The sequence below is a fragment of the Gluconobacter sp. P1C6_b genome (genome assembly GCF_018811945.1).
Taxonomy (GTDB): Bacteria; Pseudomonadota; Alphaproteobacteria; order Acetobacterales; family Acetobacteraceae; genus Gluconobacter.
On the sequence record NZ_JACRVU010000015.1, the window covers coordinates 41103 to 67707 of the forward strand.

A 26605-nucleotide genomic window follows, 5' to 3' on the forward strand; every position below is an offset into this window, starting at 1 on the left:
ATCAAGCCGTCTTGAATTGTGCCACAATTGCATCGGCAGCCTTCAAAGCAAGCGCTGCCATTGTAATCGTGCTATTTCCACTCCCGCCGGTTGTCATTGCTGCCCCGCCAGGAAGAAAGAGATTCTCATGATCGTGAGAACGGCAATCAACATCGACAACTGAGTCTGATGGGTCTTTTCCCATAATGCAGCCTCCCATGATGTGATCACTATGCAAGAACTCAGGATTCAGATCGAACTTTGTCGCCCCTAAAGCCGCTGCCATCTTTTTAAGTGTCGGAATAGTATATTGTTCCGCACTACGCCGCACATAATCGCCAACATCATAATAAATCCGCGGGCGATTAAGGCCTAACCAGTCTTTTTTATCCGACAGCGTCAGACGATTAATGGAAGACGGAAGAGGCTCATGCTCCACAACCAACAGCCCGGTACAAGCAGACAGGCGGCGAATTTCCTGATCGAGGGCACGTCCGTACAGACCTTTTTTTAACGCTTCTGCTGCACCAATCGAGCCTCGGGCCATATTTTCCATACGGAACATGGCTCCAGCATATTCGCTACGGAAGTCGCCCTGACTGGTGTTCAGAATGCTACTGCCCTGTACAGGTCCAACCCCAGTCCAAAGCGGCTCGCTCATTTCAACAGTCGCTTTCAACTTCGGCTGATCCATCATGTTACGCCCTACCTGATCGGAACTGTTGGCAATTCCATTTGGATGGCGATCATCTTTGGACAAGAGCAGAAGTTTGGGGGTCTCAATGCCATTACAGGCAATGACGAAAGCACGCCCTGTTACGCGATGTGATGTGCGATGAGGGTCATAATAATGGACAGCCTGTATTTTATGACGGTCATCCGCTTCAATGCGATAGGCAACAGCATTGGTTAAAAGCTTTCCGCCTTTGGCCTCAATGCGTGGCAGTGCCGTGGCTGCGTCATATTTTGCAGCAATAGGGCAGACCGGAAAACAGTTATTATTGCCACAGCACGCAGGACGTCCATCATAACTAACACCACTATTGCGCGCCTGCGGTGCAGGCAAATTTTGCAGGCCGAGTGGTGCCATAACATCGGTGAAGCGCCGCTCTCCTGGCCCCAAAGGTAACGGACCCATGGGATAAGGCCGGGAACGAGGCGTTTTGGGAGGCCATTGCAATGCGGCATCCGTTGGACCGCAAACGCCTAGAGCATATTCTGCACGAGCATAATACGGCTCTAAAGTCTCATAATCAAAAGCCCAATCGCGCCCAACTCCATAGAGGCTTTTTAATTTCATATCGTCAGGGGTCATTCGCCAACAAATGCCAGCCCAGTGCCACGTCGCTCCGCCAGCATACCGAACATAACCTTGCTGGTAAGCCGTGGCATTAGGCCCTGTCAGATCCAGATAAGCATTTTCTTCGCCAGGCGTGCGTGTTTCGAGAACTGGTGCCCATGGTGGCGGAGGAAATGGCGCATCCCAGTGATGTCGCAACGACGGAGGAAGGTTTCGAAAATTTTCTACGATGGTCTGTCGATCAACCCTGGGCCCAGCCTCCAACATAAGCACTGACAAACCAGCATCTAGAGCTTGTTCGGCGATCAAACACCCAACAACGCCTGTTCCGACGACAACGACGTCATATTTTGTCTCATTTACCATTTCAGCGCGCTCCTATATCAGCTTCAAAAAATCGGAAGTTGAGAAAGAGGCGGAGCGTCCGCCGTCCAGCCATTGGGCCCAGAAATAGCATAAGAGGGTATCGTCATCACATCAGACGTGACTTTGAACATCAAAGCCTCTTCATAAGAAATGACGGAAATAGTGGATACCCCCTGAACTGCACCAGTATACCAAGATTCAATGATGCTTTGAGCGGCATTTTTCAAAGAAACATCTGCTAAAGCTTCCATAAGCTCTTCAACATCAGCGGGCTTTTTAGCCTCAATGAACGATGCTAGCTGCTCTAAATGTTCAGGAAAATCAGGAACAGTCGCGATCATTGCATCTGCTGTTCTCATTCCGATAGTTTCATTGAGCTTATGCGGCACCAAAAGAGATGAGACCGACATGAACTTCTGATGCAGCATTCCGGAACGCAACATTCCACCACGCAATGGCGCAGCGCGAGATGTTTGAACACAAAAGAGGGCACTGAGAGACGACATACCCAAAAGCAACCCGCGCCTTCCGATCCGAGGGCTGGTAGAGCGTGATATGTGCATAAGAAACACTCACTTCACAAAATAGAATTTCTTAACTAAATATAATATATACTCCCATTCTTGTATTTTTCGTCATAAATTTTTATTTTAAAACGATCTGTTATTTATTCTCCTAGACATGTTTGTGCATGTACCTTCCTGTTTTTAAAAGAAGGCACATGCACGAATAAAATTACTTATTTTCAGGCAGGCTTACGGGAATTGGCTGCTGCAACAAATTTGCCCCACTGCACGAGCGTTTCGGTGCAATCTGTCTGATCAAGCTTACATTCGATCAATGTTGGTCCACGAGTATTTTTCTTTGCCTTTTCAATGGCATCAGCCAGTTCTTCACCTGTCGTAGCGTGCAGGCCCAGTCCGTATTTACCACTTTCTACGCCCGGAACACCCTGGTTGAAGACCTGCATCAGAGCGGCATAGTCCCAGTTCTGGATATAATTATAGGGGCCATCATGAATTTTGATCTCAATGACGTAACCAAAATTATTGATGAGGAAGATGATAACCGGCAGTTCATAGCGAACCATTTGCGCCACTTCCTGTGCCGTCAGCTGGAACGAGCCATCACCAACCATCAGAACATGCTGACGCTCAGGAGCAGCCAGGGCATTACCGAAAATGGACGGCACAGACCAACCGATATGTCCCCACTGCATTTCCGACTCAACTTTGGCACCCTCAGGCAGATGCATACGCGTTGCATTGAACCAGGAATCACCAGTCTCGGCGTATAACGTCGTGTTTCCATCGACCAACGCATTGATCTGACGGGTCATCTCATCATTAGTGAGCGGCTTGGCAGCGTCAGCAACTGGCAACGCAACGGGAGTATACGGCTTCACCAGAGAGGCAGGCTTACTGGACACCCGCTCTGTCAGAGCAGCCACAAATTCCTTCAAACGGAAACCTTCAAAAGTCTTACCGCTCACCGTGACACGACCCGGGTCCACTTCAAGCACATGCTCTCCACGCACGGAATCCCGCCAACCGACAGTCGAATAATCATTCCAGACCGGGGCCAGAGTGATAACAGCGTCAGCGCTCTTGATGACATCTTCAACGCCAGGGCTGCTGACCTCCCCCCAATAAACTCCGCGGAAACCCGGATGCGCCTCAGAGAAGAAGCTCTTGGCCGCAGCCATAACAGTCACGGCACAACCGAGCTTGTCTGCAAGAGCCACTGTTTCAGTCAGCGCCTCACAAGAGCGCAGCTTGCTCCCGACAAGAATGACAACATTCTGGGCTTTTTCAAGAAACGCGAGACTTTCTTCGAGCGCAGCTTTGAGGCTGACTTCGTCTGCCTTCAGGTGAGACAGAAGCGACGAAACCGGACCTGGGCGCACACAAGGCTGGCTCGCAACGTTACAAGCAATTTCTAAATAAGCGGGCTTTTTTTCGCGCAGTGCGGTCCGAATGACGTGATCGATTTTTGCAGGTGCAGTGTCTGCCGAGGTGATGCTCTCAGCCGCACACGTAACGTGCTTCACCATCTCCATTTGATAATTATAATCTGTCGTGCCGATCGTGTGGTGCAGGGCATGGCCCGACCCATGATCATTAGAGTTCGGCGCACCAGAAATCAGAATGACGGGAAGATTTTCAGCATAAGCCCCACCCAGGCCATTCATTGCTGAAATTGCACCGACACTAAACGTCACCACAGCAGCAGCAGCACCATTTTCGCGCGCATAACCTTCCGCCGCGAAGCTGCAATTCAACTCATTGCAGTCATAGATCTGCTTCATACCGCCATGCTCAATCAGTTGATCAAGCAGAATCAGATTATAGTCACCAGCAACAGCAAAATGATGCTTCAGACCGATTTGTGTCAGCCGTTCAGCGAGATAATGCCCAACAGTGAAAGCCATAACTCAGTATCTCCAATAAAAATTCTTCCCCCAAGATGGATGCCCCTCTTTTAAACGTCCAATATATATTTTGACTGATTGTCATATGTATATCATATGGATACATGGATCTTCGCCATCTACGCTATTTCGTGGCCATCGCAGAGCATGGCAGCTTCACAAAAGCCGCAGAGGTGCTCCATATCGAGCAGCCCCCTCTCAGCCAGCAGATTAAATCCCTAGAAACAGAGCTAGGAGTGCAACTCTTTATCCGGTCTAGACGTGGAGCTGTCTTGACGGATTTTGGGGAGCAGCTTTTTGAAAAAGCCCAGACAATTCTGCGCCTTGAACATCAATTTCACCTTCTGGCCAAAGGATTATCTCTTGGCGAACAAGGGCGTCTTAGAATAGGGATGGCTGGAGCCGTCGCGCTGTTACCTCTAATACCTAAAGCCATACGAGCATTTCGAGAGCAGTGGCCCGATATTGTAATCACACTCGAAGAGAGTAACACTCCCGCTCTCTGTGAGGCTTTACGAGAGCGCCGGGTCGATCTCGCCATTGTACGCCCGCCAGCGCCAGATCCGGAAATCGTACTCCATCCTCTCTTTGATGAACCAACCCTGATCGCCATTCCAAAAGGCCATCCACTTTCCAAGCGCCACACGCTCAAATTAATCGACGTCGCCAAAGAACCATTTCTTATTTTTGATCGCTCACTCGGCCCCGGTTTCTACGATGCTATTATCTCAGCCTGTCAACAAGGCGGCTTTACTCCGCGTTTCGGACAAGCAGCCCCTCAGATCACCGCAACAATTCCAATGGTTGCGGCGGGACTGGGTGTAGCAGTCGTTCCGGCTTACCTACGACAAATTCATGCTGATGGCGCAACATTCCATCCCATCTCCGGCCCCTCACCTCGAGCCAGCATCTCGCTTGCCACCCTTGAAACGGAATTGACTGGACCAAGCGCCAATTTCCATCAAATTCTTCTGGCTATAGGAAGCAATAATTAGAATATAATATTGAGTATATTATCCGTAATTTCTATTAATAATTACAAAAATCCGATCATACATATTAATTATTTTCACTAATGCCATGACGGTCGATGCGCCAGAAAATCTCTTAAATTGTCGAGAAAAGTTCGAACGCGCAGAGGCACGTTACGTCGACTTGGCATCGTTGCAAACAATCCGATCGTCTCCCCTTGGTACTCCGGTAAAAGACGGACCAACCTGCCGCATTGCAGGTCGTCGCCGACGTCCCACAAGACTTTGAACACGATGCCTTTACCCTTGAGTGCCCAATCATGCACCACTTCGCCGCTCGTCGTCGATAGATGCGGCGTTACCTCAACGACCTGATCTTCTCCTTCACGAGACAGCCGCCATCGGTCGAGCATTCCCAGCTCATGCCCACGCATCAGGCAAATACAGCGATGCCGATTTAATTCGGCAGGAGTGGCAGGCATGCCAAATTTCTTAAGATAGGCTGGAGCAGCGCAGATGACTCGTTCACTGCTCATGATTTTTGTCGCAACAACCCCCGTTTCATTCGGCATGCCAATCCGAATGGCCAGGTCAAGGCGACTATTAACAACATCCAGCCCTTCATCCGACAGAAGAAGATGGACGCGCAGCTTCGGGAAACGATCGGCGAATTCGCTGACAAAATCAGCCAAACGGCGACGTCCCAGTTCAAGTGGTGCTCCAATCCTCAGAACACCACGAAGCTCTTTTTGATTGGCGGAGATCTCGGCTTCGGCTGCTTCAATATCAGTCATGATCTCTGCAGCACGCTCATAAAACGTCTGTCCCTCGTCCGTCAGGTCGAAGCGTCTTGATGTCCTTGTGACCAGCCGTACGCCAAGCCGCTCCTCCATCCGAGCCAGTCTTCGACTGGAAGCTCCTGCCGAAACGTTGAGATGACGTGCGACGGCAGTCAGATTTCCCGCTTCAACGAGGAGTACGAAAAATCTCAGGTCACCGGCGTCATCGTGCATTGAGGGGCCATCTTTGCATTTTATACACAGATACAATGCCTTTTATGCGACTACCAGCACCATCAACGCACATCCATTGTCTGTTCATCAATGAATGGAGACAGACATGACGTCCGATCGCACTGCATCTTCACTCCCTCCCCTTCTGGATGCGGTTCACAACCGCGAAACCGCCTTCACGAATGAGGAGCGGCACAAGAATGGTACGCTCGGCCTCCTACCTGACGCCGTCGAAACTCTTGATCGGCAGATGGAGCGCGTCCTGTGGCAGCTGGACAGCAAGAGCAACGATCTCGAGCGCTTCTTGCATCTGAACGGCTTGTCACAGCGTAACGAAACACTGTTCTTCAAGGTTGTGATGTCCGATCCGAAACGCTTTCTTCCGATTGTTTACGATCCGACGATCGCTGATGCCTGCCTTCAGTACAATCGTCTCTTTGAGAGACCACAAGGCCTGTATCTTTCGTTGCGTCACAAAGGGCATGTGAAAGAGATTCTCGCCAACTGGCCCGAAAAAGATGTGCGCTTCATTTGCGTCAGTTCCGGCGGTCGTATTCTCGGGCTCGGAGATATTGGCGCCAACGGCATGGGCATTCCGGTGGGCAAGCTGCAACTCTATACAGCCTGCGCCGCCATCCCACCTCAGGGCCTGATGCCGATGTTGCTGGATATCGGTACGACCAATCAGAAATTGATTGACGATCCACTCTATCTCGGTTTGCGGCAGGCACCCCCATCGTCAGACGAACTCGACGCATTCGTTGATGAACTCGTCGCAGCCATTCAAGAGCTTTATCCTCATTGCTGCCTGCATTTTGAAGACTGGAAAGGAGACGATGCTATCCGCCTACTGGCGCGATACCGTGACAAGATCCTTTGCTATAATGACGACATTCAGGGGACTGCGGCCATTACGATCGCGGGCCTCGACACAGCCTTATCGATCAAGGGTGAGGCGCTGAAAGAACAACGTATCCTGTTCTACGGCGCAGGTTCTGCTGGGATCGGCATCGCGAATATGATCGTGAGTGCGCTACAGGACGAAGGCCTTTCTGAAACTGATGCCCGCGCCCGCATTTCCATGATGGATATCAACGGACTGATCGAACCTTCGCGGCAGGATCTTAATCCTTCGCAAAAAGTGTTCGCTCACTCCCATGCAGCGACAAAAGATCTTGCAGAAGCCGTCAAATCTATTAAGCCCACTGTCCTGATCGGCGTCAGTACCAACGCGGGTGGCTTCACCGAAGAAGTCGTCCGCACCATGGCAAGCATCAACGACAAGCCCGTTATTTTCGCGCTTTCCAATCCCACCGACAAGGCGGAATGCACTGCCGAACAGGCCTATCGCTGGACCGACGGCCGAGCGCTCTTCGCTGCTGGTGTCCAGTTCGATGATGTTACTTTGAATGGCAAGACGCTAACCCCCGGCCAGGCCAATAATTTTTACATCTTCCCCGCCGTGGCACTGGCTGTCTGGGCAACACAGGCACGACGCATCACCGACGAGGTCTTTCTCGAGGCGGCCAAGGCAACCGCCGAACAAGTCACAGCAGAACAACGTGCCCACGGTCTGCTTTTTCCGCCGCAAAAAGATGTCTTACGTGTGGAGATCAACACGGCCATCAAAATCGCGCGTCAAATCTTCAAGTCGGGCCTGGCTCAGGTCCCTGAACCCGAAGACATCGTGGACTGGATTGAGTCCAAGCTCTACCGTCCGGAATACACATCGGCGAATGGGCAGTAGAGTCTACCTCTAGCAACTGTGTTTAAGCGGCGGAGCGAATGCGCCATGGCAGGCCGGTTTTGAGGACGGCATTGGCGATTGGAGGGATCGAAGAACCGTTGGTTGATGCGCTTGGCTAGCGATTTCAGGCTTTTGGCGATTTGATTGAGGGTTTCCGGGGTGACTTTCGCTCTGCGTTTTGAGCAGATCCCGGCCCATCGCCAGTGGGATGGCTACGCGCTTGCGTTCAACCTCTCGAGGAAGAGGAAGCGGCGCATATTATAGACAATGTTGGCAAGGCCGATCCTCATGGTGGCCCGGGTGATACCGACAGTTCGGACGAACAGTCCCGTCTGCGATTTCTGATCGGCAAAGACATGCTCGACGCGGGATCGGATCACGGACTTTCCTGCATTGGACCGCTGGATATGGAGTGGCATAGGTTTGAGATGCGGCTTCGTCCTGTGAACCTTCGAGACAAAGCCCTGCTTTGCCATGAAGTCTTCGTTGGCTTTGGAGCGATAGGCCGTGTCTGCCCAGACGCTTGAGGCCGTATTGGTTTTATCCAGCAGCCCCTCTCTTAATCGCGCACCATCACTGGCGGCGGCGTCCGTCGTCTTCCATTTCCGGATGAACCGAAACTTCCGGTCGATGGAGACATGGGACTTGTAGCCAAAGAATGGGATAGCCAGATCGCTGGATGGCATGGTTCCATCATCCTGCCGCTTCGGCTTCGTGAACTTCAGCGTCCATCGTGCATGCCTGTCCTTGTGGGACAGCTTTGCCGGTTTATCCTGCCAATCCTGTGGGATCCGTCCTTCCCGCAGATCAGTCTTTTCATCGTTGGTATTGCGCTGCTTCGGAGCCGCTACCAGCGTGGCATCCAGGATCTGGCCTGACATCGGCAGATAACCAGCATTACGCAGGGTCGTATCAAAGCGGTTAAACAAAACATCAATTGCTCCCGCCTGGGTCAGACGCTCCCTGAACAGCCAGATGGTTTTGGCATCAGGCACACGCTCCGACAGCCCCAGGCCTAAAAAGCGCATGAAGGAGAGACGGTCATTGATCAGGTATTCCGTCCGTTCATCGGACAGATTGTTCAGCGTCTGGATGACCAGGATTTTGAACATCAGCACCGGATCAAACGGCGGACGACCGCCTTTACTGCCGTCTGCATAGGCCAGCGCTGTATCCAGATCAGGACGAAATTGACGTGCCCCCTTTTTTGTATCCACTCAAAAGGAGAGTTCCCGTTTTTTATGGCTTTGGGTTGATGGGATGACAAGTGTCTCGGGGGCATGCCCCCGAAACACTTGTCTGGCGACCTGATCCGGTGTCCTGCCACCCAGCTGGGAATGGGGGCGCACCGTATTGTAGTCTTCCCGCCAGTCAGCCAGAACCTGTCGGGCATGGCTGAGAGACGTGAACAGCGTCTCGTTGAGGCATTCATCCCTCAACCGGCCGTTGAAACTTTCGACAAAGCCGTTCTGTTGCGGTTTCCCGGGGGCGATATAGTGCCATTCAATCTTCATCTCATCCGCCCATTTCAGGATGGCATGGGATGTGAACTCCGTACCGTTGTCGCTGACAATCATGAGGGGTTTGCCATATCGTTCTACCAGGGCCGTCAGTTCCCGCGCCACCCGTCCACCTGATAATGACGTGTCGGCAACCAATGCCAGGTTCTTGCGACTGAAATCGTCGATAACAGCTAGAATGCGGAACCGGCGGCCACAGATCAGGGCATCCGAGACAAAATCCAGGCTCCAGCGCTGCCCGGGTTCCTGAGGGATGGTCATGGGAGAACGCCTCCCCAGTGCCCTCTTGCGGCCACCCCGATGGCGGACTTTCAGCCCTTCCTCCTGATAAAGGCGGAACAGCTTCTTGTGATTGGGGCTGAATCCTTCCCGCGCCAGAAGATAACCCAGGCGGCGATAGCCAAAGCGGCGTCGTTGGTCCGCCGGTTCCCGTAGGCGCTGGCGCAGGGCAGCATCGTCCGCTCCGGTAGAAACATACCGCGCGACACGCCTGGCAACACCAACAAGCGCACAGGCTCGGCGTTCACTCAGGGCCAGAGCTTCCTGAATGTGTCGGACCGCCTGCCGTTTCGCGACAGGCGTTACCACTTTTTTCCAACGATCTCCTTCAGCGCCGCATTATCCAGCATGGCATCCGCCAGAAGACGTTTCAGGCGGCTGTTTTCATCTTCCAGCGCCTTCAGCCGTTTGGCCTCGGATACCTCAAGGCCACCATAACGGGTCTTCCATTTGTAGAAGGTCGCGTCACTGATCCCGTGCTTACGGCAAAGATCAGAGACCTTCAGCCCGGATTCCTGTTCCTTCAGGATCCCTATGATCTGCTCTTCCGTAAAACGACTGCGCTTCATCCGTCCGTATCCTTCTCGATCGGACTCTACTTTTAAATGGTTATATTTCCGGGGGGCACGTCAGCGGATTTGAGCATGCAGACGGATATCCTGAAGGAAGCCCTTGGAAAAAAATGAAGCGGCCAGCCCAGTGCCGGGAACTGGCCGCACAAGCTGTGGCGCATCATGGGGTCAGCATTGCGCTGACCTGTCGGATTTTTGGGATATCCGAGACCTGCTTTCGCTATCGTCCGCGACTGGCAGCGGAGAACGACAGGATTGCCGCTCTTCTGGTGGGACTGACCCAGGCTCACAGGAGATGGGGATTTGGTCTGTGTTTCCTGTATCTGCGCAATGTGCAGGGACAGCTCTGGAATCATAAGCGGGTTTATCGGATCTATCGGGAACTGGAACTCAACCTGCGGATTAAACCCCGCAGGCGTCTGGTTCGCGAAAAGCCTGAAAAGCTGTCGGTTCCGACCCTTCCCAACAGGGTCTGGTCCATGGATTTTATGGCGGACAGGCTGATGGATGGACGTGCTTTTCGGCTCCTGAACATTCTGGATGACTTCAATCGTGAAGGACTGGCGATCGAGGTTGATTTTTCCCTGCCAGCCTGTCGGGTTGTCCGCTGTCTGGAACAGGTTATGGAGTGGCGTGGCAGGCCAGAAGCCATCCGAATGGATAATGGCCCTGAATATGTCAGTCATACGTTGGTTTCATGGGCCGAAAAACAGGGGATTACCCTGATCTATACGCAACCGGGTAATCCGCAGCAGAACGCCTATATTGAACGCTACAACAGAACTGTCCGGCAGGAATGGCTGGAGCAGTATTTGTTTGAAAGCATTCAGGACGTGCAGGAGGTCGCAACACAATGGCTCTGGACATATAACCATGACAGACCCAACATGGGGAACAGCGGGCTAACCCCCGCCCAGAAACTAAAAACAGCTGCCTGAATTCTCATTCAATGCCCCACTAAAAATGGGGGGATTACCCTGTGGGATCCGCCCTTCACGCAGATCCGCTTTCTCAGCATTTGTGTTGCGCTGCCTGGGAGCCGCGACCAGCGTTGCATCCAGGATCTGCCCTGACATCGGGAGATAACCAGCGTTCCGCAGGGTTGCATCAAAGCGATTGAACAGACCATCGACCGCACCCGCCTGTGTCAGACGCTCGCGAAACAGCCAGACCGTTTTGGCATCGGGCACGCGATCTGACAGCCCCAGACCAAGAAAACGCATGAAGGACAGGCGGTCATTGATCAGATATTCCGTCCGTTCATCGGACAGATTATTCAGCGTCTGGATCACCAGGATTTTGAACATCAGCACCGGATCAAACGGCGGACGGCCGCCTTTGCTCCCGTCCGCATAGGCCAGAGCCTTCTCCAGGTCAGGACGGAATACTTCAAAATCCACAGTCCGGGAAAACGCTTCGAGCTGGTCACCAAGCCCACTCAGACGAGCCAGGCGATCTTCAACATCAAAAAAACCGGGCTGCATCATCATCCATCCCTCATCGTAAGATGAACGATGGAATCACACACAGGGCCTCATAACCAGAGAGTTTTTCGAACCCTCCAGGTGCGGAAAGCTGCCAGCTGATTTCACAGTTTGAAAGATGCCCCTAACAGATTTTATCTCCACTCAAAGCCAGAAAATTCCAGATCCAAAAAACTGACAATCTATTCATCGTAGTTTACTCACGAAATATCTGAGATGATCTGCAATAAAACTGGCTACAAAATAATAGCTGTGATCGTAATCAGGACGAAGATTCAGGATGAGTTCCTGCCCTGCATTCTGTGCGGCTTCCTGGAACAGTTCTGGCCTGAGCTGTTCTTTCAGAAACTGGTCCGCCAGACCCTGATCTATCAGAACAGGCAGTCTTTCCTTCGCTGTCCGCACAAGTTCAAGCGGGTCATAGGCTGCCCAACTGGCACGATCCGGCCCCAGATAAGCACTGAATGCTTTTTCACCCCATGGTACCTGCGTTGGCGCCACAATGGGTGAAAAGGCTGACACAGAACGATAGCGGCCAGGATTACGCAGCGCGATCATGATGGCGCCAAATCCACCCATCGAATGTCCCGCAATGCCTCGCTGCTGCGTAACCGGAAAGCTCGCCTCAATCAGCGCAGGAAGTTCCGTGACGACGTAATCATACATCCGATAATGCGCAGCCCACGGCTCCTGCGTCGCATTGAGGTAAAATCCGGCACCCTGTCCAAGATCGTACGCATCGTCATCAGCCACACCCACGCCCCGTGGACTGGCATCCGACGCGACAATGGCGATGCCCAGTTCTGCGGCCACGCGTTGCGCGCCAGCCTTGCCAATGAAATTCTGCTCCGTACATGTCAGACCGGAGAGCCAGTAAAGAACGGGAACCTTTTCAGTTTTTGCCTGCGGGGGCAGGTAGATCGCGAAGTTTGCTTCCACACCCAACGACACGGACTTGTGTCGCCAGACTTCCTGCACGCCCCCAAAAGAGGCGTGTGTTTCCTTGCGTTCCATGGCTCTCACTGCCTTTTGCGCATGTCAGTTACCGTCCGTGAAGGTATAACTGCAGATCTTGTTCCCTGCCGGATCCCGGAGATAGGCAGCGTAAGCGCCCGGTAAGTGGCTTCGCGGGCCGGGTGCGCCTTCATCGGTTCCCCCATTGGCAAGACCTGCAGCATGAAAAGCCTCCACTTCGGCGGGTGTCGCTGCTGCAAAACCGATGGTGACACCGTTGCTTGAGGGCGCTTCACCGTTGCCTGGACGTGCAATGATGAAGGCTGGCTTTTCGCGGCCATACAGAATCCACCCATGCCCGAACGGCCCCAGGTTTTTTATGCCCAGAGCCGCAAGCGCGGCGTCATAGAATTTCGCGGATACCGCAGTATCCACTGCCCCAAGAAAAACGTGAGAGAAAACACCGTCACCGGAAATAACTGCCATGATCGTTCTCCTGTAATTTCCAACCATTGGAAATGATGTTGCGCGGTGAGACGCAGACCTTAGAAATGAATGACGGAACGAATGGATTTTCCTTCATGCATCAGATCGAAGGCCGTATTGATGTCTTCGAGCGGCATGGTGTGGGTTACGAAAGGCGCAAGTTCGATATCGCCACGCATGGCATCTTCGACCATGCCGGGAAGCTGGCTGCGTCCCTTGACCCCACCGAAAGCCGAGCCGCGCCACGAACGCCCCGTCACAAGCTGGAAGGGACGGGTTGATATCTCCTGACCGGCCCCTGCCACTCCGATGACGATCGACTGCCCCCATCCACGATGCGCGGCTTCCAGCGCCGCGCGCATGACATTGACGTTGCCGATACATTCAAAGGTGTGATCAATACCCCAGCCGGTCATTTCCACCAGAACCTGCTGGATCGGTCTGTCGTAGTCCTTCGGATTGAGGAACTCCGTAGCACCGAAGGCCTTGGCAAGTTCAAACTTTTCCGGGTTGGTATCAATAGCGAAAATCCGGCCAGCCTTTGCCTGTCGCGCTCCCTGAATGACCGCCAGACCGATCCCGCCCAGACCGAAGACGGCAACCGTATCTCCCGGCTGCACCTTGGCCGTGTTGTGTACCGCACCAATCCCTGTGGTGACGCCACATCCCAACAGACAGACATGCCCTGGATTGGATGCGGGATTGATTTTTGCCAGAGAAACCTCGGCGACAACCGTGTATTCGCTGAACGTCGAACACCCCATGTAATGATGGATCGGCTGACCTTTGTAGGAGAAGCGTGTCGTGCCATCCGGCATCACACCTTTACCCTGTGTGGCGCGCACTGAAATGCAGAGATTGGTTTTTCCCGACTTACAGAACAGACATTCACCGCATTCCGCCGTGTAAAGCGGAATGACATGGTCGCCGGGGGCAACGCTGGTGACCCCTTCTCCGACCTCGATGACAATTCCCGCGCCTTCGTGACCCAAAACGGCTGGGAACAGTCCCTCGGGATCATCCCCTGACAGGGTAAACGCATCAGTGTGGCACACACCCGTATGCGTGATCTGCACGAGCACCTCACCAGCACGAGGAGGTGCTACATCGATCTCGACAATCTCAAGGGGCTTACCCGCCTCGAAAGCAACTGCGGCCCGTGATTTCATGATTTTTTCTCCAAATAACCTATCAGCCAGCATCGAGGGCATTACCGGAGATAGGATCGAACGAGTGACACCACATTCTCGATCGAACCACTGGCAGCATCGCGATCACCGGCACACTCAACAAATTCTTCCCGCAGGTGGCTTTCGAGAACACCGGCCATTAATCCGTTGATCGCTCCCCGGATAGCCGCCACCTGTTGCAGCACCGGACCGCAATCAGTTCCCTTCTCCAAAGCCTGTTCCAGCGCATCAAGTTGCCCGCGAATACGGCGCACGCGAGTCAGAACGCGCTTTTTCTCAGCTGGTGTGTGCGGCACGAACGCTTACTCCCGAATATACTACCCTTGAGTATCCTTGTCATACTATAGGGCAGTATGACGAGGATCCAAGGGCGTGCTTGTCATATGATCCGATCACAATTCCGTATCGCTGAAATTTTCATCACAACGTCCATGGGTTGCCCGTCTGTGTCTTGGGATCATTCAAGAGGTACAATTAGTGAGATCCAGACAATCTCTGCAACGAGGCTTTGAAGCGCTGATGTCCGCTATTTGGCAAACAACCTTGTGGTCCAAACGACCGACATGAGGCGTAAGCGGACCTGCTGCTTACGCCTACAAGCCGGACATAAACCGCGTTAAACGGTCGTCCGAAAATCGGGCGTTAATAGAAACATTATGACAAGGTAGCGCATCTCTACAGGCTTGTGTGGAAGCCTGTCTCATTCAACAAAGAGAAATGAGCAAATTTTCTGTTGCGCCCACAGTGCATATCCGACGTTTTCTGGCCGCTCCCGCAGGTGGGGCGTCTGTCCTCATGCTTGCATCCCTGTTGGGTCTTGTCCTGGCGAATTCGTCATGGGCGTCGGGTTACGGCACCCTGATAACAGCGCCCATGAAATTGCCCATCTTGGGAAAGCGGGGGCCAGAAAACATTGACGCCTGGGTCTCTGACGGGCTCATGACCCTGTTTTTTCTGGTGGTCATTCTCGAAATCAAAAAGGAAATTGTATCTGGGCACCTCTCATCACTACGCCGCATCGCCCTTCCGCTTATCGGAGCATTGGGTGGAATGATCGTGCCTGCCCTGACGTATCTGCTGGTGACATGCGGGCATCCAGAAGCGACACGCGGCTGGGCCGTTCCTGTTGCAACGGATGCTGCGTTCACGTTGCCAATCATCCTTGCTCTTGGAAGGCATGTCTCGCCGGGAGCCAGGGCCTGGCTGATGGCGCTTGCCATTTTCGATGATATGCTGGGGATTGTGGTGATCGCCCTGTTTTATGGGAGCGCTCTGTATTGGCCGGCGCTGATCGCGGTCGTGATCGTGACTGCAGCGTTGGTCGGCGCGAACAGGGTTGGGATCAGAACCCTCTGGAGCTACGGCACCGGTTGCGTTCTGTTGTGGGTGGCGCTTCTGGATTCCGGTCTGCACCCGACGCTTGCTGGGGTCATCACCGGCCTATGCCTTCCGGCAGTCACCTCAGGAATGGATGCCAGACAGGCTACGCCACTCGATCGGACATCTTCTGCATTGACCCCGTTCGTTACCTGGGTCGTTCTACCGCTGTTCGGTTTCATGAACGTGGGTGTTTCACTAGCTGGCGTTCATCCGGACATGATGCTGGAGGCTGCTCCGCTCGGGATTATGTTAGGACTGATCGTTGGCAAACCGGTCGGCGTCTTTGGTGTAACAATACTCTCGACCCATCTGAAGATCGCCACGCTTCCGGCTGAAACGCCAACGGGGATGTTGTTTGGTCTTTCGCTGCTGTGTGGCATTGGATTCACGATCAGTCTATTTATCGCAAATCTGGCATTTTCCGGATCAGATCTTGTGACCCCAGCCAAGATGGGCATCTTTGCCGGCTCTGTTTTGTCTGCCCTGATGGGGTGGCTCTGGTTACGCTTCTTACCCCAACACGACCGGCTACCTTCTCAATAGAGGATGTCCGGTACGAGAGAGATACCACTCGGAGCCAACATTCTGCTGTCCCCCCTAAACCGCTTGTCCGCTCAACAGGAGCCGTGCGGACAAGCGGCGGTCGCCCTCATCTCGGTCGTAAGGTGGGTCGCTTAGGGTTTTGATAAGCCGACGTCGTATGCCAGAAATGCGCGCCAGCCCGGCTCATAGCTTTTCAGGCAAGCGGTGTTCCGAGTTACGTTCACTATAGCGGTCCACTAGATAGTCGGCCCGGTCGCGCAGCAGCCATGTGAATTTCATCAGTTCCTCCATGACATCTACCATCCGGTCATAAAGGGGGGACGGCTTCATGCGGTCATCGTCACCGAACTGCGTATAGGCCATTGGCACGCTGGACTGGTTGGGGATGGTGAACATCCGCATCCACCGGCCCAGCACCCGCAGGCCATTGACGGAATTGAAGCTCTGCGATCCACCCGAAACCTGCATGACCGCCAGCGTACGGCCCTGCGTCGGGCGGATTGAGCCTTCGGACAACGGCAGCCAGTCGATCTGGTTCTTGAACACGGCAGTGATGTTGCCGTGCCGTTCGGGGCTGCACCAGACCTGACCTTCCGACCAGATCGAGAGTTTCCGCAGTTCCTGCACTTTCGGATGGGTCGCGGGCACGGAATCCGCTACCGGCAGGTCGGTCGGGTCGAACACCCGTGTCTCGGCGCCGAGGACTTTCAGAATGCGCTCTGCCTCCAGCACCAGCAGGCGGCTGAACGAGCGGGGACGCAAAGAGCCATAGAGCAGAAGGATACGCGGCGGATGGTCCACACGCGGTTGCGGTTCCAGCCGCGCGAGATCGACCGGTTCAAGATACTCCGGATGCAAGGCTGGCAGCTCAGGTTCGGTCATATATATCGGTCCTGTCGTGTATTACGGGTGACTGATCCGGGGCAGCCATAGGGCCAGCGCCGCGAGTGTTGCCAGCAGGACGGGCGGGGTGATCACCAGTCCGACCTTCATATACTGCCTCCATGTGACCCGATGATTTTTGGATGCCAGCACATGCAGCCACAGCAACGTGGCGAGACTGCCGATCGGTGTAAATTTCGGCCCGAGATCGCAGCCGATGACGTTGGCATAGATCATCAGGTCGCGTGTCAGCGGCGTGATGTCGTGAGCCTGCTGGATCGCCAGCGCCCCGACCAGCACACTCGGCATATTGTTCATGATAGACGACAGAACAGCCGCCAGAAAGCCGGCGCCTATCGTGGCAGCGAACGTCCCCTGATGACCAAGCCAGACCAGTGCGGTTGCAAGGTAGTCGGTCAGCCCGGCATTGCGCAGGCCATACACCACCAGATACATACCCAGCGAGAAGATCACGATCTGCCATGGGGCACCCCGCAGCACCTTGAGAACAGGGATGACCCGGCCATATCCGGCGACGAGCAAGAGGATTCCGGCGGCCAGGCAGGCTACGACACAGACCGGGATATGAAACTGTGCGGTCAGGAAATAGGCCGCCAGAACCAGGGCCAACAGCGGAAAGGCCGCCCGGAATACATGGTGGTCACGAATGGCCGTGGTGGGTGCTGGCAGTTCGGCGACGGGATAGGTCGCAGGCACCTGCCGCCAATACCATAGCCACAGGACGGCAAGCGTTGCACCAAGTGCTACCAGATCGACGGGGACCATGATGGCGGCATAGCGATCGAACGCAATGCGGAAGAAATTGGCGCTGACGATGTTCACCAGATTGGAAATCACCAGCGGCAGGCTTGTGGTGTCTGCGACGAAGCCGGTCGCAATGATGAAGGCCAGGGCTGCCGTATGGCTCAGGCGGAGTTGAGTGAAAATGGCAATGACAATGGGCGTGAGCAACAGGGCCGCGCCGTCATTGGCGAAAACCGCTGCAATGGCCGCTCCCAGCACCACGATCAGCGGGAATAGCGTCCGGCCTCGTCCTTTGCCCCAGCGCACGACGTGCAGGGCGGCCCAATGGAAGAACCCGGCCTCATCCAGCAATAGCGAGATGACGATCAGCGCGATAAAGGTGAAGGTCGCGTCCCAGACGATGTGCCAGACGACAGGAATGTCGTGCCAGTGGATCACTCCAGACGCCAGGGCCACGGCGGCACCTGCCATTGCGCTCCAGCCGATGCCCAGCCCCCGAGGCTGCCAGATGACAAAAACCAGTGTAGCAATGAAAATGGCAAGAGCCAGCATCAGACGATCCGTTTTCCGGCTTCATCGACGATCTTCGCGCCGTCTTCCTTGGCGAACGCGTCACGCTGGGGGTTGGGCAGGATGTCCAGAACCGTCTCGGACGGACGGCAGAGCGCAACACCGAGGGGGGTGACGACGATCGGCCGGTTCATCAGGATCGGATGTGCGATCATGGCGTCGAGCAGCGCATCGTTCGTCAGGGTCGGATTATCGAGGCCAAGTTCGTGAAAGGGCGTGCCCTTTTCCCGCAGGACCGAGCGCACCGGAACGCCCATACGGGCGATCAGATCGACCAGTTCCGCACGGCTGGGAGGCTTTTTCAGATATTCGATGATCCGGGGTTCTTCGCCGCTGTTGCGGATCAGTGCCAGAACGTTGCGCGACGTGCCGCAGGCCGGGTTGTGATAGATCGTGATGGTCATGAGCGGGCTTCCGGGGAGGGACAGCAGGAGGACAGGGTCGCGACTAGAGGCGCGCAGAGTTCGGGACTGCCCGCGCAGCAGTCCCTGACAAGGAAAAGCAGCAGGTCACGCAGGCGCGGAAGACAGGCGCGATAGACGATCAGCCGACTATCGCGTTGCGAGGTCAGCAGGCCGGCACGGGTCAGGGTGGCGAGGTGGGCCGAGATCGTGTTCTGTGGGACATTGAGATGCCGCGCGACATCTCCGGCGGGTAATCCGTCCGGCTCGTAGCGCACCAGCAGGCGAAAGATCTCCAGTCTTGTGGATTGCGACAGGGCGCTCAGGGCTGCGAGGGTAGATTCTGTATCCATATATCCGGTATTGTGGATGTATTGTCGTAAGTCAAGCTATCCTGTGTGAGGAAACGGAGATCACGACTGTCGGCTTCCTCAACTTTTCTGCTCAGACCAGACATTCCGCTTACCCCCCTTAGCGGACTTTCATTGCCTCATCTGCCCATAGGGCAATCTCACTTGCGGAGGGATTTTCAAGGTTCTCCGCTGCCTCAGCAGCGCTCGCTGCAAGACGATGCATCGTTACTGTCCAGGGGGCGTCTTCCGCTTCGTTCGGGAGGGCGGCGTTGATATACGCGCAGGCATCCACGAACTGCCTCAGTCCCTCGACGAACAGGGCTTCACAATCGGCCATGCTGCAGTCTTGCCGGTGATCAGTCATGCTGTGCTTTCCATGGATTGAGGAGTGGCACCCCCGAATACCGGAAATCATCCGTATTCCGTGTCACAACCGTCATGCCATGTACCAGGCCGGTCGCGGCGATAAGGGTGTCGCGCTCCGGGCCCGGATCCGGAACATGCAGGTGAGCGCAGCGGCGGGCGACCGCCAGATCGATGGGAAGCACCCGCTTCGAAAACTCGGGTAGCACGTAGTTCTCCAGCCAGTTCCGCAGAACGCTTCCCTGGGCGGGATCCCTGCGCTCGATCCGCATGACACCGACATCCAGCTCCATGACGGTGACGGCAGACAGGAAAAGGGTCTCGGCCTCCACCTGCTCTGCCCATCTGGCGACATTAGGGTCGGCCCTGCCCGCCCGCACCTTTCGCAGTTCGGAAACAACGTTCGTGTCCAGCAGGAACATCAGCCAAAGTCCGCGGGACGCAGGCCGAGGGTCATGGGCGTCGGATCGAAGTCGATATCTTCGGCACCAGGCAGGGCGAGTGCATCCGCGATCTTTCGCGGTCTGTGGGTCAGCCGGCGATAGTCGTCGATGCTCAGCAGAACATGCGCCGCCTTGCCGCGGTCGGTGATGAAGACAGGCCCCTCAACGGCAGCCTTTTTCGCCCGGGACGTGTCCTGGTTGAACTCACGACTGGAAAATGTGGTGACAGTCATCTCGGGAGCCTCCTGTTTCTTATGTAGCGACATTACTACAATGACGCAGGCAGCGCCACAGAAATCGGGCTCTTCCGGTCTGCACTCACAAACGGGCCAGCTAGTGTCCTTCACAGGGCAGGTGCCCGATCTGAAGCTGACATTCTGAACGGAGAAAGCCGATGAACACGATGGAGCATGGTGGTGCAATGGCAGTCGAGCGCGTCAAACGCCTCGTGGCGGAGGCGCGCAGCCGCACAGCCTCTTCGGAAAGCCCGCGGCCGAGGGACAGTTCCGTTGACGCGACTGAGGGAAACGCGAGCGTGGCCCCGAAGCGGGAGGGTGATCCGGGGTCGTCCCATCAGCATTGACGGGATATATCCCGAGTGCCTCGACATTCCCTCTTTCCACGGCGGCCATGCTCGGCCGTCCCTGTTATGGTGATTGCCTTGACGACACTCATTCCTCTTTGCGTCCCGTTTGAGCGCCGTAAGGAAGCAGCCCGGGGCGGTGCCACGTTCAACGGGGAGCAGAAGTGCTGGATGGCGCACCGGGACAAGCTCGACGCTCTATTGCCTTTCGTGCCTTACCGGTATCGGCCGGACCGCAAGGCCCCCTACATCCGCCCGTGGATGGTGCCGCAGGCTCTGTGGGGCTTTAATCTTCGCGCCTTCCTGGCGCCCGAAGACTGGAACCGGATCCGGAAGGATGCCTATGCGCGATCCGGATCCCGTTGCCGGGTGTGCGGAGGACGGGGTCCCCAATGGCCGGTCGAAGCTGACGAAGGATGGGCGTATGACGACGAGCGGCGGATCCAGACCCTCAAAGGGGTGATTTCTCTCTGTCCGGACTGCCATGGCGTGCGTCACTGGGGAAAGACCATGACCGAGGGCCGGCAGGATGCCGCTTTGGCCTGGATGGCAGAGGTGAATGGCTGGAACCACCCCGAAGCGGCGCGATGCGGAGACCAGGCCATGAAGCAGTGGCATACGCGCAGCCGCCATACCGACTGGCAGTGCGATATCTCCTGGGCAATCAGAACCTACAGTGTTGTGCCGATCAGGGACGGCGAAACGCTGGCCCGCGAGCTGAACCGGAAATTCGTGCGGCAGGCGCAGACGCGCGTTGGCATCAGGGCCGGGCACGTTACGCACATTGAACATCTGATCGGTGAGCGATAGGAAACAGATCACTCCCCTCCCCGCTCCGGCTGGAGGCCAGCGTCGCGGTCCAGACGGATGCCTGATCTGACCCGTTACAGGCGCAGAGGCGGGACCCCGGCCCGATACAGACCTTCGAACAGATCCCCGAGCGCCAGGCGCCGTCGCAAGGTCAGGCGTCGTTGAGCCAGATGATACATCCGGTCGTGCAGCAGATGGCAGCGCTGACAAAACGCGCGCAGATTGCGCAGCCGGTTGCTGGTGGGATCATGATTCAAATGGGCCGCTGCCAGAACCACCTTCGTCTGTCGTATTTGCAGATGCTCGATCAGGTCCGGAGGCGAGATGCGCCTGCCCCGGCCATTGAACCAGTGCCCCGTCTCCGGATGCTTCCACCGACCACCCGGCAGCACCTGAAGGTGATGTCCATGCGGCCGGCCGCAGCGCTGACAGACACCCCCTGCCCGCTCGAACCGCACCTGTCGGCTCAGCTCGGGCCAGTTGGGAGGATAAAGCGCTTTCAGTTCCGGTCGGATCGGCATTCAGTCTTCGTTAACACATTTCCGGTCTGTATTGGACAGGGTTTGTTCTCCTCTCTGCCCTGCCCCGGCTTCATGCTATCAGAAGCTAGGTTCTGGTTTCGCGGAGGCGTTCATGCTCAGCCATCTTCACATCGCAGGCTCGGCAAAGGCTGCCCGTGAGGCCGTCCTGGACCGGCTGGACCAGAAGACCCGGCAGCAGCTTCCTGCCGGCGATCTGACAGAAGCGGTAGCGCTTCTCTCGACCGGTCGCTTCTCCCCCCGTCTCTCTCTGGTCATTCGCGGCATCGAATACCGCGACAACGAATTTGCCGAAGACACGGTCCTGTCCACCGATGTCGAGACGGCGGAGGAGGCATTGGCCATCGCCAGTGCCCATCTGACCGCCCTGCCCTCCGGGCACGAACTGGCGATTGCTCTGGATCTCGAACCCGACCCGGTGTTCGTCGCCTGGCTCAGGCCGAAGGCCGCCAGACGGCGCAAGGCGGGATCGCAGGCGGCCACGCTGGCGCCGCTGGCCTCTCCTCTGGGTCAGCAGTCTGGCGCCGTCCTGCAGTGGTTCGACGCCCTGACCGACGAGGCCCTGCCCGACTATGACGGGACGCTGGTGACGGCGGAGCGCGCCTCGAAGACCTATTCCCGGGCGGCGAAGGCAGTGAACACACGCCGGACCTATCGCTCGGCCGTGCGCTCCTGGTGCGCATGGGCGGCAGGACATGCGCTCCCTGCCCTGCCCGCCCGCAGCGAGGATGTTGCCGCCTACCTGGCTGATCTTGCGCTGCAGAAGAAGCGGCCCGCGACGGTGGATCTGCACCGTGCCGCACTGCGCTATCTGCACCATGTTGCCCAGGTTCCCGTCCCGACCTCCCATGCCCTTGTGTCTGAAACGGTTGCAGGCATTCGCAGGACGTCAACGGAAAGTGCGTCCCGTCAGGTCAAGGGGCTGACCTGGGATCTGCTGAGCGAGGTCATCGAGCAGATCGATAGCACCGAGCTCGTGGGCGTCCGCGACAGGGCCATTCTTCTGCTCGGCTTTGCCGGCGCCCTCCGACGGTCCGAAGTGGCGGCGCTGTGCCTGGAGAATGTAGCGCTCGATGATGACGGGATGCGGATCCGGCTGGACCGGTCCAAGGGGGACCGGACCAGTCAGGGTGTCGAAGTCGCCATCCCGCGCGGCATTACTGCCCTGTGTCCGGTCCGGGCCTATGAAGCGTGGCTTCGGAAGGCGAAACTGGCCGACGCCAAGGGACCGGTTTTCCGGCGGGTGTGGCTCCCGCCTGCTGCCGAGGCCGGTCAGCCCCCTGCCCCGCCCGCGATGGGTTCAGAGGCGCTGTCTGACAGGTCTGTGGCTCGCATCATTCAGAAGCGCTGCCTGGATGCGGGAGTGACAGGCGATTTCAGTGGGCACAGCCTGCGACGCGGAGCGATCACCACAGGAGCTCGTGACGGCACGGATCTGGTCTCGCTCAAGCGTTTCTCGCGCCACCAAACCTTCGGCGTGGTGGAAAAATATATCGAGGTCGAGGACGCCATGACCAAGCATCCAGGGCGCAGTCGGTTTTGATAGAGTCGCCCACATGGAGCTGTGCACTTTTGTAGCTACGGCATGCACTTTTGAAGCGCCGATATATGAATGTGAGATAGGAAAACCGCCAGAAGATGGCGTTATCCCGTGCACTTTTGAAGCCTATACTAATAATAACTAATAAACCTAATAGCTCGTGCTTCAAAAGTGCACGCTGACAAACACGTCCCCCTTCACCATAGTCAAAACTAAGCGGAGAGACGGTGATGCAAACCCTACACAAAATCTTGCAGGACAACGGTCGGCAGGCCGCGCTCCAACTTGATATTGATCGTCAGGTCGTTGAGGCCGCCGCAGCATACATGGCTGACGAGCAAAATGGCGTAGGGTTTCTGTACTCCGGCTGGTGTCAGGCTGCATTGCCGCACCGGCGATTAGCTGATCATAAAGGATGGCAGCTCGAGAGCGACCAAGTCTGCCTGATTATTGAACCAGGAATGAAACGGGGCGCTGCAGGAGAACCGGTACCTGTAGGCGTGCCATACGGTAGCCGAGCCCGTTTAATACTCATATATCTACAGTCAGAAGCCATCAGGACAAACTCAAGAGATATTGAGCTCGGCAAAAGTCTTCGTGCTTGGATGGGAAGAATGAATATCCCCATTGGCGGTAAGAACCTTCAGATCGTCCGCGATCAAATGGAGCGAATATCAAGGTCTCGTTTGTCTTTTGAAGTGAAGAGAGGCGGAACTGTAGGTCTGACTAACCAAAATATCATGGATTCCGCCGTTTTCATGGATCCCTCTGCAGAGGGCGACAACGAGACCTACATGCACATGGCCCGCTTATCAGAGGGATTTTTTGATGGTCTTCGTCGTCATCCGGTGCCGCTCGACGAGGCAGCAATCAGGGCTCTAAGTAATAACAGTATGGCTCTGGATATCTATTCATGGCTTGCATACCGGTTACATTCCCTTAGTCGGCCCACTTCTATAACTTGGCATGGGCTGAAGGCACAATTCGGCCTAAATTTCGGGCAATTAAAGAATTTTAAAGCCCGTTTCTTGCCTAACCTACAGCTTGCATTAGCGGTTTACCCTGCTGCGAAGGTCCTTGAACAGGATGATGGCAAAGGAATTATACTATACCCAGGTCAGCCCCCTGTTGGAAAAAAAGCGATAAGCTTAAAGCTGTAGGATCTGTTTTGTGCCGTGCACTTTTGAAGCCACTGCCAGCGGTTTTGCTTCCCATTGACGTGCACTTTTGAAGCCTGCCTCTCTGCCATTCCTAAAAACTTCTCACGGCGCGCCTGTATGTAGGTGCGGACAGGCTAACCGTGCACTTTTGAAGCCCTGCAAAGGGAGGGGCTGTAAGTGTGCACTTTTGAAGCCCTGCTTTTCCAGCTCCCTCTCCTCTTCGGCTTACTCTGATCCGTTGAGAAGGCTTAGTAGATGACGGACAAAGTCTTCCGTATTCGGAAATGCCTGAGCTCGCTCTAAAAACTGAGCCTTAGTTTCGGGACGAAGCTTGATGTTTAGTTGTGCTGTCCGCCCGCTTTTTCTCAGGGAACGGCCGTCAATGTTTACCTTATCTGATCTGCCTGTGAAGCCCGCCTGTGCGGCATCCGCAATCGCGGCTGAGGTTGTACTCTTATCGATTTTCGGGCGGCGCGGCGTAATTGAGTCAACAGCTGCACCGAAATCGATTCTAGCCGCCTTCCGTGGTTCATCCATCGTCACTTACTCCATCTCAAGCGTGCTGTTCGGCTGTTTGTACGAGCACGTCCCGAACCTCCGTTGCGAATGCTTCAGCGTTCTCGATAGCTACAGCCGGGTTGCGAACCTCCTTAGGTGACAGATCGTAAATTGTGCCACCCAGGCGAAATGGTGCTTTAAATGCAGACCTCTCAACCAACGAAGTACCCATCATGGGAATACCGTTTTCATCGAGCTGCTGTTTGATCTCGCGCATGCCCTTGTCGGTGATAATCGGAGATGTTTGTGCGAAGAATACTCGAAAAGGTATGGTTCGTTTGAATACGGTTTCTTGCCTCTTGATGAGCTTGATAATGCTGGCAGCCTCGTCCGCATCTAATTGACTTCCCTTCATAGGGATTAGCGCGAGATCAGCCCGCCCTAAGCCAACACTGACCTCGACGTTTTTGCTTCCTTCGAGATCGACAATGACGAAAGGATCAGACGCATTGTCGACGACCTCCGCAACGTCACTTCCCAAAGCAGATACCACCGTCAGGGCGGCAGGAACCGCATCGGGAAACCTTTCTGCCCATCGGCAGAGAGGAGCATTGGGATCGGCGTCGACCAATGTTGTTTTTACCTCATTAGCGGCGAGCACCGAGGCCAGTGTCAATGCAGAGGTCGTCTTACCTACGCCTCCCTTGCTGCTCGCAAACACAATGATCGGCATTTTTGTTTCCTTCCAGAGATCGTGCCGTAGCTGGAACTAAGCCTGTGAACTATGCTGGATATATATATGCTACCCGCTACCGTCAAGATAGCGGATAGCCGAGACGTAGCCGCTACCGACAAGATAGCCGCTACCCTCTCGTCTTTTGGGTATCGGACTGGAAGATCCGGAGGCTGGGGAGAGATCCCGTCTCTGCGGTAGTCCGTGGGTAGCGGCTATCCATTATAGCTCGGTAGCGGGTAGCGGACTGGAAGAGCCGAAGGCCGGGGGGAGATCCCTTCCCTGCGGTAGTCCGTGGGYAGCGGCTATCCATTATAGCTCGGTAGCGGGTAGCGGACTGGAAGATCCGGAGGCTGGGGAGAGATCCCGTCTCTGCGGTAGTCCGTGGGTAGCGGCTATCCATTATAGCTCGGTAGCGGGTAGCGGACTGGAAGAGCCGAAGGCCGGGGGGAGATCCCTTCCCTGCGGTAGTCCGTGGGTAGCGGCTATCCATTATAGCTCGGTAGCGGGTAGCGGACTGGAAGAGCCGAAGGCCGGGGGGAGATCCCTTCCCTGCGGTAGTCCGTGGGTAGCGGCTATCCATTATAGCTCGGTAGCGGGTAGCGGACTGGAAGATCCGGAGGCTGGGGAGAGATCCCGTCTCTGCGGTAGTCCGTGGGTAGCGGCTATCCATTATAGCTCGGTAGCGGGTAGCGGACTGGAAGAGCCGAAGGCCGGGGGGAGATCCCTTCCCTGCGGTAGTCCGTGGGT

At 55.5% G+C, this 26605-nt stretch carries 26 protein-coding genes and 3 pseudogenes; 9 read left to right on the forward strand and 20 right to left on the reverse strand.

Going from position 1 to position 26605, the window contains the following annotated elements; translation table 11 throughout:
• Position 1 precedes the first annotated feature (1 nt).
• The 3 genes from KP701_RS11080 to KP701_RS11090 form a co-directional block, all read right to left on the reverse strand.
• Positions 2-1645, reverse strand: a complete 1644-nt coding sequence (locus KP701_RS11080) for a GMC family oxidoreductase (RefSeq protein ID WP_215747244.1) — start codon at positions 1643-1645, stop codon at positions 2-4.
• 23 nt (positions 1646-1668) lie between these two features.
• Positions 1669-2208, reverse strand: a complete 540-nt coding sequence (locus KP701_RS11085) for a sorbitol dehydrogenase family protein (RefSeq protein WP_228120856.1) — start codon at positions 2206-2208, stop codon at positions 1669-1671.
• Positions 2209-2390: 182 nt separating this feature from the next.
• Complete coding sequence (locus KP701_RS11090; RefSeq protein ID WP_215747245.1) at positions 2391-4076, reverse strand: alpha-keto acid decarboxylase family protein; 1686 nt, start codon at positions 4074-4076, stop codon at positions 2391-2393.
• 104 nt (positions 4077-4180) lie between these two features.
• Between KP701_RS11090 and KP701_RS11095 the strand changes: the two genes are divergently transcribed.
• A complete protein-coding gene (locus tag KP701_RS11095) occupies positions 4181-5071 on the forward strand; it encodes a LysR family transcriptional regulator (RefSeq protein WP_194265665.1) in 891 nt (296 codons plus the stop codon).
• A 77-nt stretch (positions 5072-5148) separates the two neighbouring features.
• Here KP701_RS11095 and KP701_RS11100 read toward each other — a convergent pair whose 3' ends face one another.
• Positions 5149-6060 carry a LysR family transcriptional regulator gene (locus KP701_RS11100; protein ID WP_194265664.1) on the reverse strand — a complete coding sequence of 304 codons (912 nt, stop codon included), beginning with the start codon at positions 6058-6060 and terminating at the stop codon, positions 5149-5151.
• Between the two features lie 106 nt (positions 6061-6166).
• On the opposite strand from KP701_RS11100, the gene KP701_RS11105 reads away from it, so the two are divergent.
• The gene (locus KP701_RS11105; RefSeq protein WP_194265663.1) at positions 6167-7807 is read left to right on the forward strand and encodes an NAD-dependent malic enzyme; all 1641 of its coding nucleotides are present in this window, start codon (positions 6167-6169) and stop codon (positions 7805-7807) included.
• A gap of 212 nt (positions 7808-8019) precedes the next feature.
• Here the strand turns inward: KP701_RS11105 and KP701_RS11110 are convergent.
• Positions 8020-8997, reverse strand: a pseudogene (locus tag KP701_RS11110) (IS5 family transposase); the annotation flags it as partial.
• A gap of 27 nt (positions 8998-9024) precedes the next feature.
• A protein-coding gene (locus KP701_RS11115) for an IS3 family transposase (protein ID WP_211562425.1) occupies positions 9025-10175 on the reverse strand; the annotation gives its coding sequence in 2 pieces (ribosomal slippage) (positions 9025-9917 and positions 9917-10175; 1152 coding nt in all).
• Positions 10176-10238: 63 nt separating this feature from the next.
• Here KP701_RS11115 and KP701_RS11120 point away from each other — a divergent pair.
• Positions 10239-11116 (forward strand): annotated as a pseudogene (locus tag KP701_RS11120) (IS3 family transposase); the annotation flags it as partial.
• Between the two features lie 42 nt (positions 11117-11158).
• Here KP701_RS11120 and KP701_RS11125 read toward each other — a convergent pair.
• From KP701_RS11125 to frmR, 5 genes and pseudogenes are all read right to left on the reverse strand, one after another.
• Positions 11159-11668: pseudogene (locus tag KP701_RS11125) on the reverse strand (transposase); the annotation flags it as partial.
• Positions 11669-11848: 180 nt separating this feature from the next.
• A complete protein-coding gene (fghA, locus tag KP701_RS11130) occupies positions 11849-12676 on the reverse strand; it encodes an S-formylglutathione hydrolase (protein WP_211562493.1) in 828 nt (275 codons plus the stop codon).
• A 24-nt stretch (positions 12677-12700) separates the two neighbouring features.
• Positions 12701-13102 (reverse strand): VOC family protein, encoded by a 402-nt coding sequence (locus KP701_RS11135; RefSeq protein WP_003618982.1) that lies wholly within the window; start codon positions 13100-13102, stop codon positions 12701-12703.
• Between the two features lie 59 nt (positions 13103-13161).
• Positions 13162-14271, reverse strand: a complete 1110-nt coding sequence (locus KP701_RS11140) for an S-(hydroxymethyl)glutathione dehydrogenase/class III alcohol dehydrogenase (RefSeq protein ID WP_016738644.1) — start codon at positions 14269-14271, stop codon at positions 13162-13164.
• Positions 14272-14312: 41 nt separating this feature from the next.
• Entirely contained in the window at positions 14313-14588 is a 276-nt protein-coding gene (gene frmR / locus KP701_RS11145) for a formaldehyde-responsive transcriptional repressor FrmR (RefSeq protein WP_025829448.1), read from the reverse strand.
• 421 nt (positions 14589-15009) lie between these two features.
• Between frmR and nhaA the strand changes: the two genes are divergently transcribed.
• Positions 15010-16215: a Na+/H+ antiporter NhaA gene (nhaA, locus tag KP701_RS11150; RefSeq protein WP_062499618.1), complete on the forward strand. Its 1206-nt coding sequence runs from the start codon at positions 15010-15012 to the stop codon at positions 16213-16215.
• A gap of 183 nt (positions 16216-16398) precedes the next feature.
• Here nhaA and arsH read toward each other — a convergent pair whose 3' ends face one another.
• The 7 genes from arsH to KP701_RS11185 form a co-directional block, all read right to left on the reverse strand.
• On the reverse strand, positions 16399-17097 hold the full coding sequence (gene arsH / locus KP701_RS11155) for an arsenical resistance protein ArsH (RefSeq protein WP_010505757.1): 699 nt from the start codon (positions 17095-17097) through the stop codon (positions 16399-16401).
• Between the two features lie 21 nt (positions 17098-17118).
• The gene (locus tag KP701_RS11160) at positions 17119-18414 is read right to left on the reverse strand and encodes an arsenic transporter (RefSeq protein WP_288144835.1); all 1296 of its coding nucleotides are present in this window, start codon (positions 18412-18414) and stop codon (positions 17119-17121) included.
• Positions 18414-18836, reverse strand: a complete 423-nt coding sequence (gene arsC, locus KP701_RS11165; protein WP_062499621.1) for an arsenate reductase (glutaredoxin) — start codon at positions 18834-18836, stop codon at positions 18414-18416. The genes KP701_RS11160 and arsC overlap by 1 nt, the downstream gene beginning before the upstream one ends.
• Positions 18833-19186: a helix-turn-helix transcriptional regulator gene (locus KP701_RS11170; RefSeq protein WP_194255977.1), complete on the reverse strand. Its 354-nt coding sequence runs from the start codon at positions 19184-19186 to the stop codon at positions 18833-18835. Before KP701_RS11170 ends, arsC begins: the two co-directional genes overlap by 4 nt.
• 118 nt (positions 19187-19304) lie before the next feature.
• Positions 19305-19523 carry a hypothetical protein gene (locus tag KP701_RS11175; RefSeq protein ID WP_215747246.1) on the reverse strand — a complete coding sequence of 73 codons (219 nt, stop codon included), beginning with the start codon at positions 19521-19523 and terminating at the stop codon, positions 19305-19307.
• Between the two features lie 19 nt (positions 19524-19542).
• The gene (locus KP701_RS11180) at positions 19543-19971 is read right to left on the reverse strand and encodes a type II toxin-antitoxin system VapC family toxin (RefSeq protein ID WP_194265691.1); all 429 of its coding nucleotides are present in this window, start codon (positions 19969-19971) and stop codon (positions 19543-19545) included.
• Complete coding sequence (locus tag KP701_RS11185; protein ID WP_064275564.1) at positions 19971-20225, reverse strand: type II toxin-antitoxin system Phd/YefM family antitoxin; 255 nt, start codon at positions 20223-20225, stop codon at positions 19971-19973. The genes KP701_RS11180 and KP701_RS11185 overlap by 1 nt, the downstream gene beginning before the upstream one ends.
• Before the next feature lie 161 nt (positions 20226-20386).
• Here KP701_RS11185 and KP701_RS11190 point away from each other — a divergent pair, with 161 nt between their 5' ends.
• Positions 20387-20575: a hypothetical protein gene (locus KP701_RS11190; protein WP_064275565.1), complete on the forward strand. Its 189-nt coding sequence runs from the start codon at positions 20387-20389 to the stop codon at positions 20573-20575.
• A 69-nt stretch (positions 20576-20644) separates the two neighbouring features.
• Positions 20645-21385, forward strand: coding sequence for a hypothetical protein (locus KP701_RS11195; protein WP_232309400.1), 741 nt, complete (start codon positions 20645-20647; stop codon positions 21383-21385).
• A gap of 74 nt (positions 21386-21459) precedes the next feature.
• On the opposite strand, the gene KP701_RS11200 is transcribed toward KP701_RS11195, so the two are convergent.
• A complete protein-coding gene (locus KP701_RS11200) occupies positions 21460-21906 on the reverse strand; it encodes a hypothetical protein (protein WP_062499862.1) in 447 nt (148 codons plus the stop codon).
• A 112-nt stretch (positions 21907-22018) separates the two neighbouring features.
• On the opposite strand from KP701_RS11200, the gene KP701_RS11205 reads away from it, so the two are divergent.
• Both KP701_RS11205 and KP701_RS11210 read left to right on the forward strand, forming a co-directional pair.
• Entirely contained in the window at positions 22019-23467 is a 1449-nt protein-coding gene (locus tag KP701_RS11205; RefSeq protein WP_211561859.1) for a site-specific integrase, read from the forward strand.
• A gap of 227 nt (positions 23468-23694) precedes the next feature.
• Positions 23695-24624 carry a replication protein RepA gene (locus KP701_RS11210; protein ID WP_099282478.1) on the forward strand — a complete coding sequence of 310 codons (930 nt, stop codon included), beginning with the start codon at positions 23695-23697 and terminating at the stop codon, positions 24622-24624.
• Positions 24625-25177: 553 nt separating this feature from the next.
• Here the strand turns inward: KP701_RS11210 and KP701_RS11215 are convergent.
• Positions 25178-25855, reverse strand: coding sequence for a ParA family protein (locus KP701_RS11215; RefSeq protein ID WP_062499712.1), 678 nt, complete (start codon positions 25853-25855; stop codon positions 25178-25180).
• A gap of 145 nt (positions 25856-26000) precedes the next feature.
• Here KP701_RS11215 and KP701_RS11220 point away from each other — a divergent pair.
• On the forward strand, positions 26001-26605 hold a 605-nt coding region (locus KP701_RS11220; RefSeq protein WP_215747247.1), incomplete at its 3' end, for a hypothetical protein.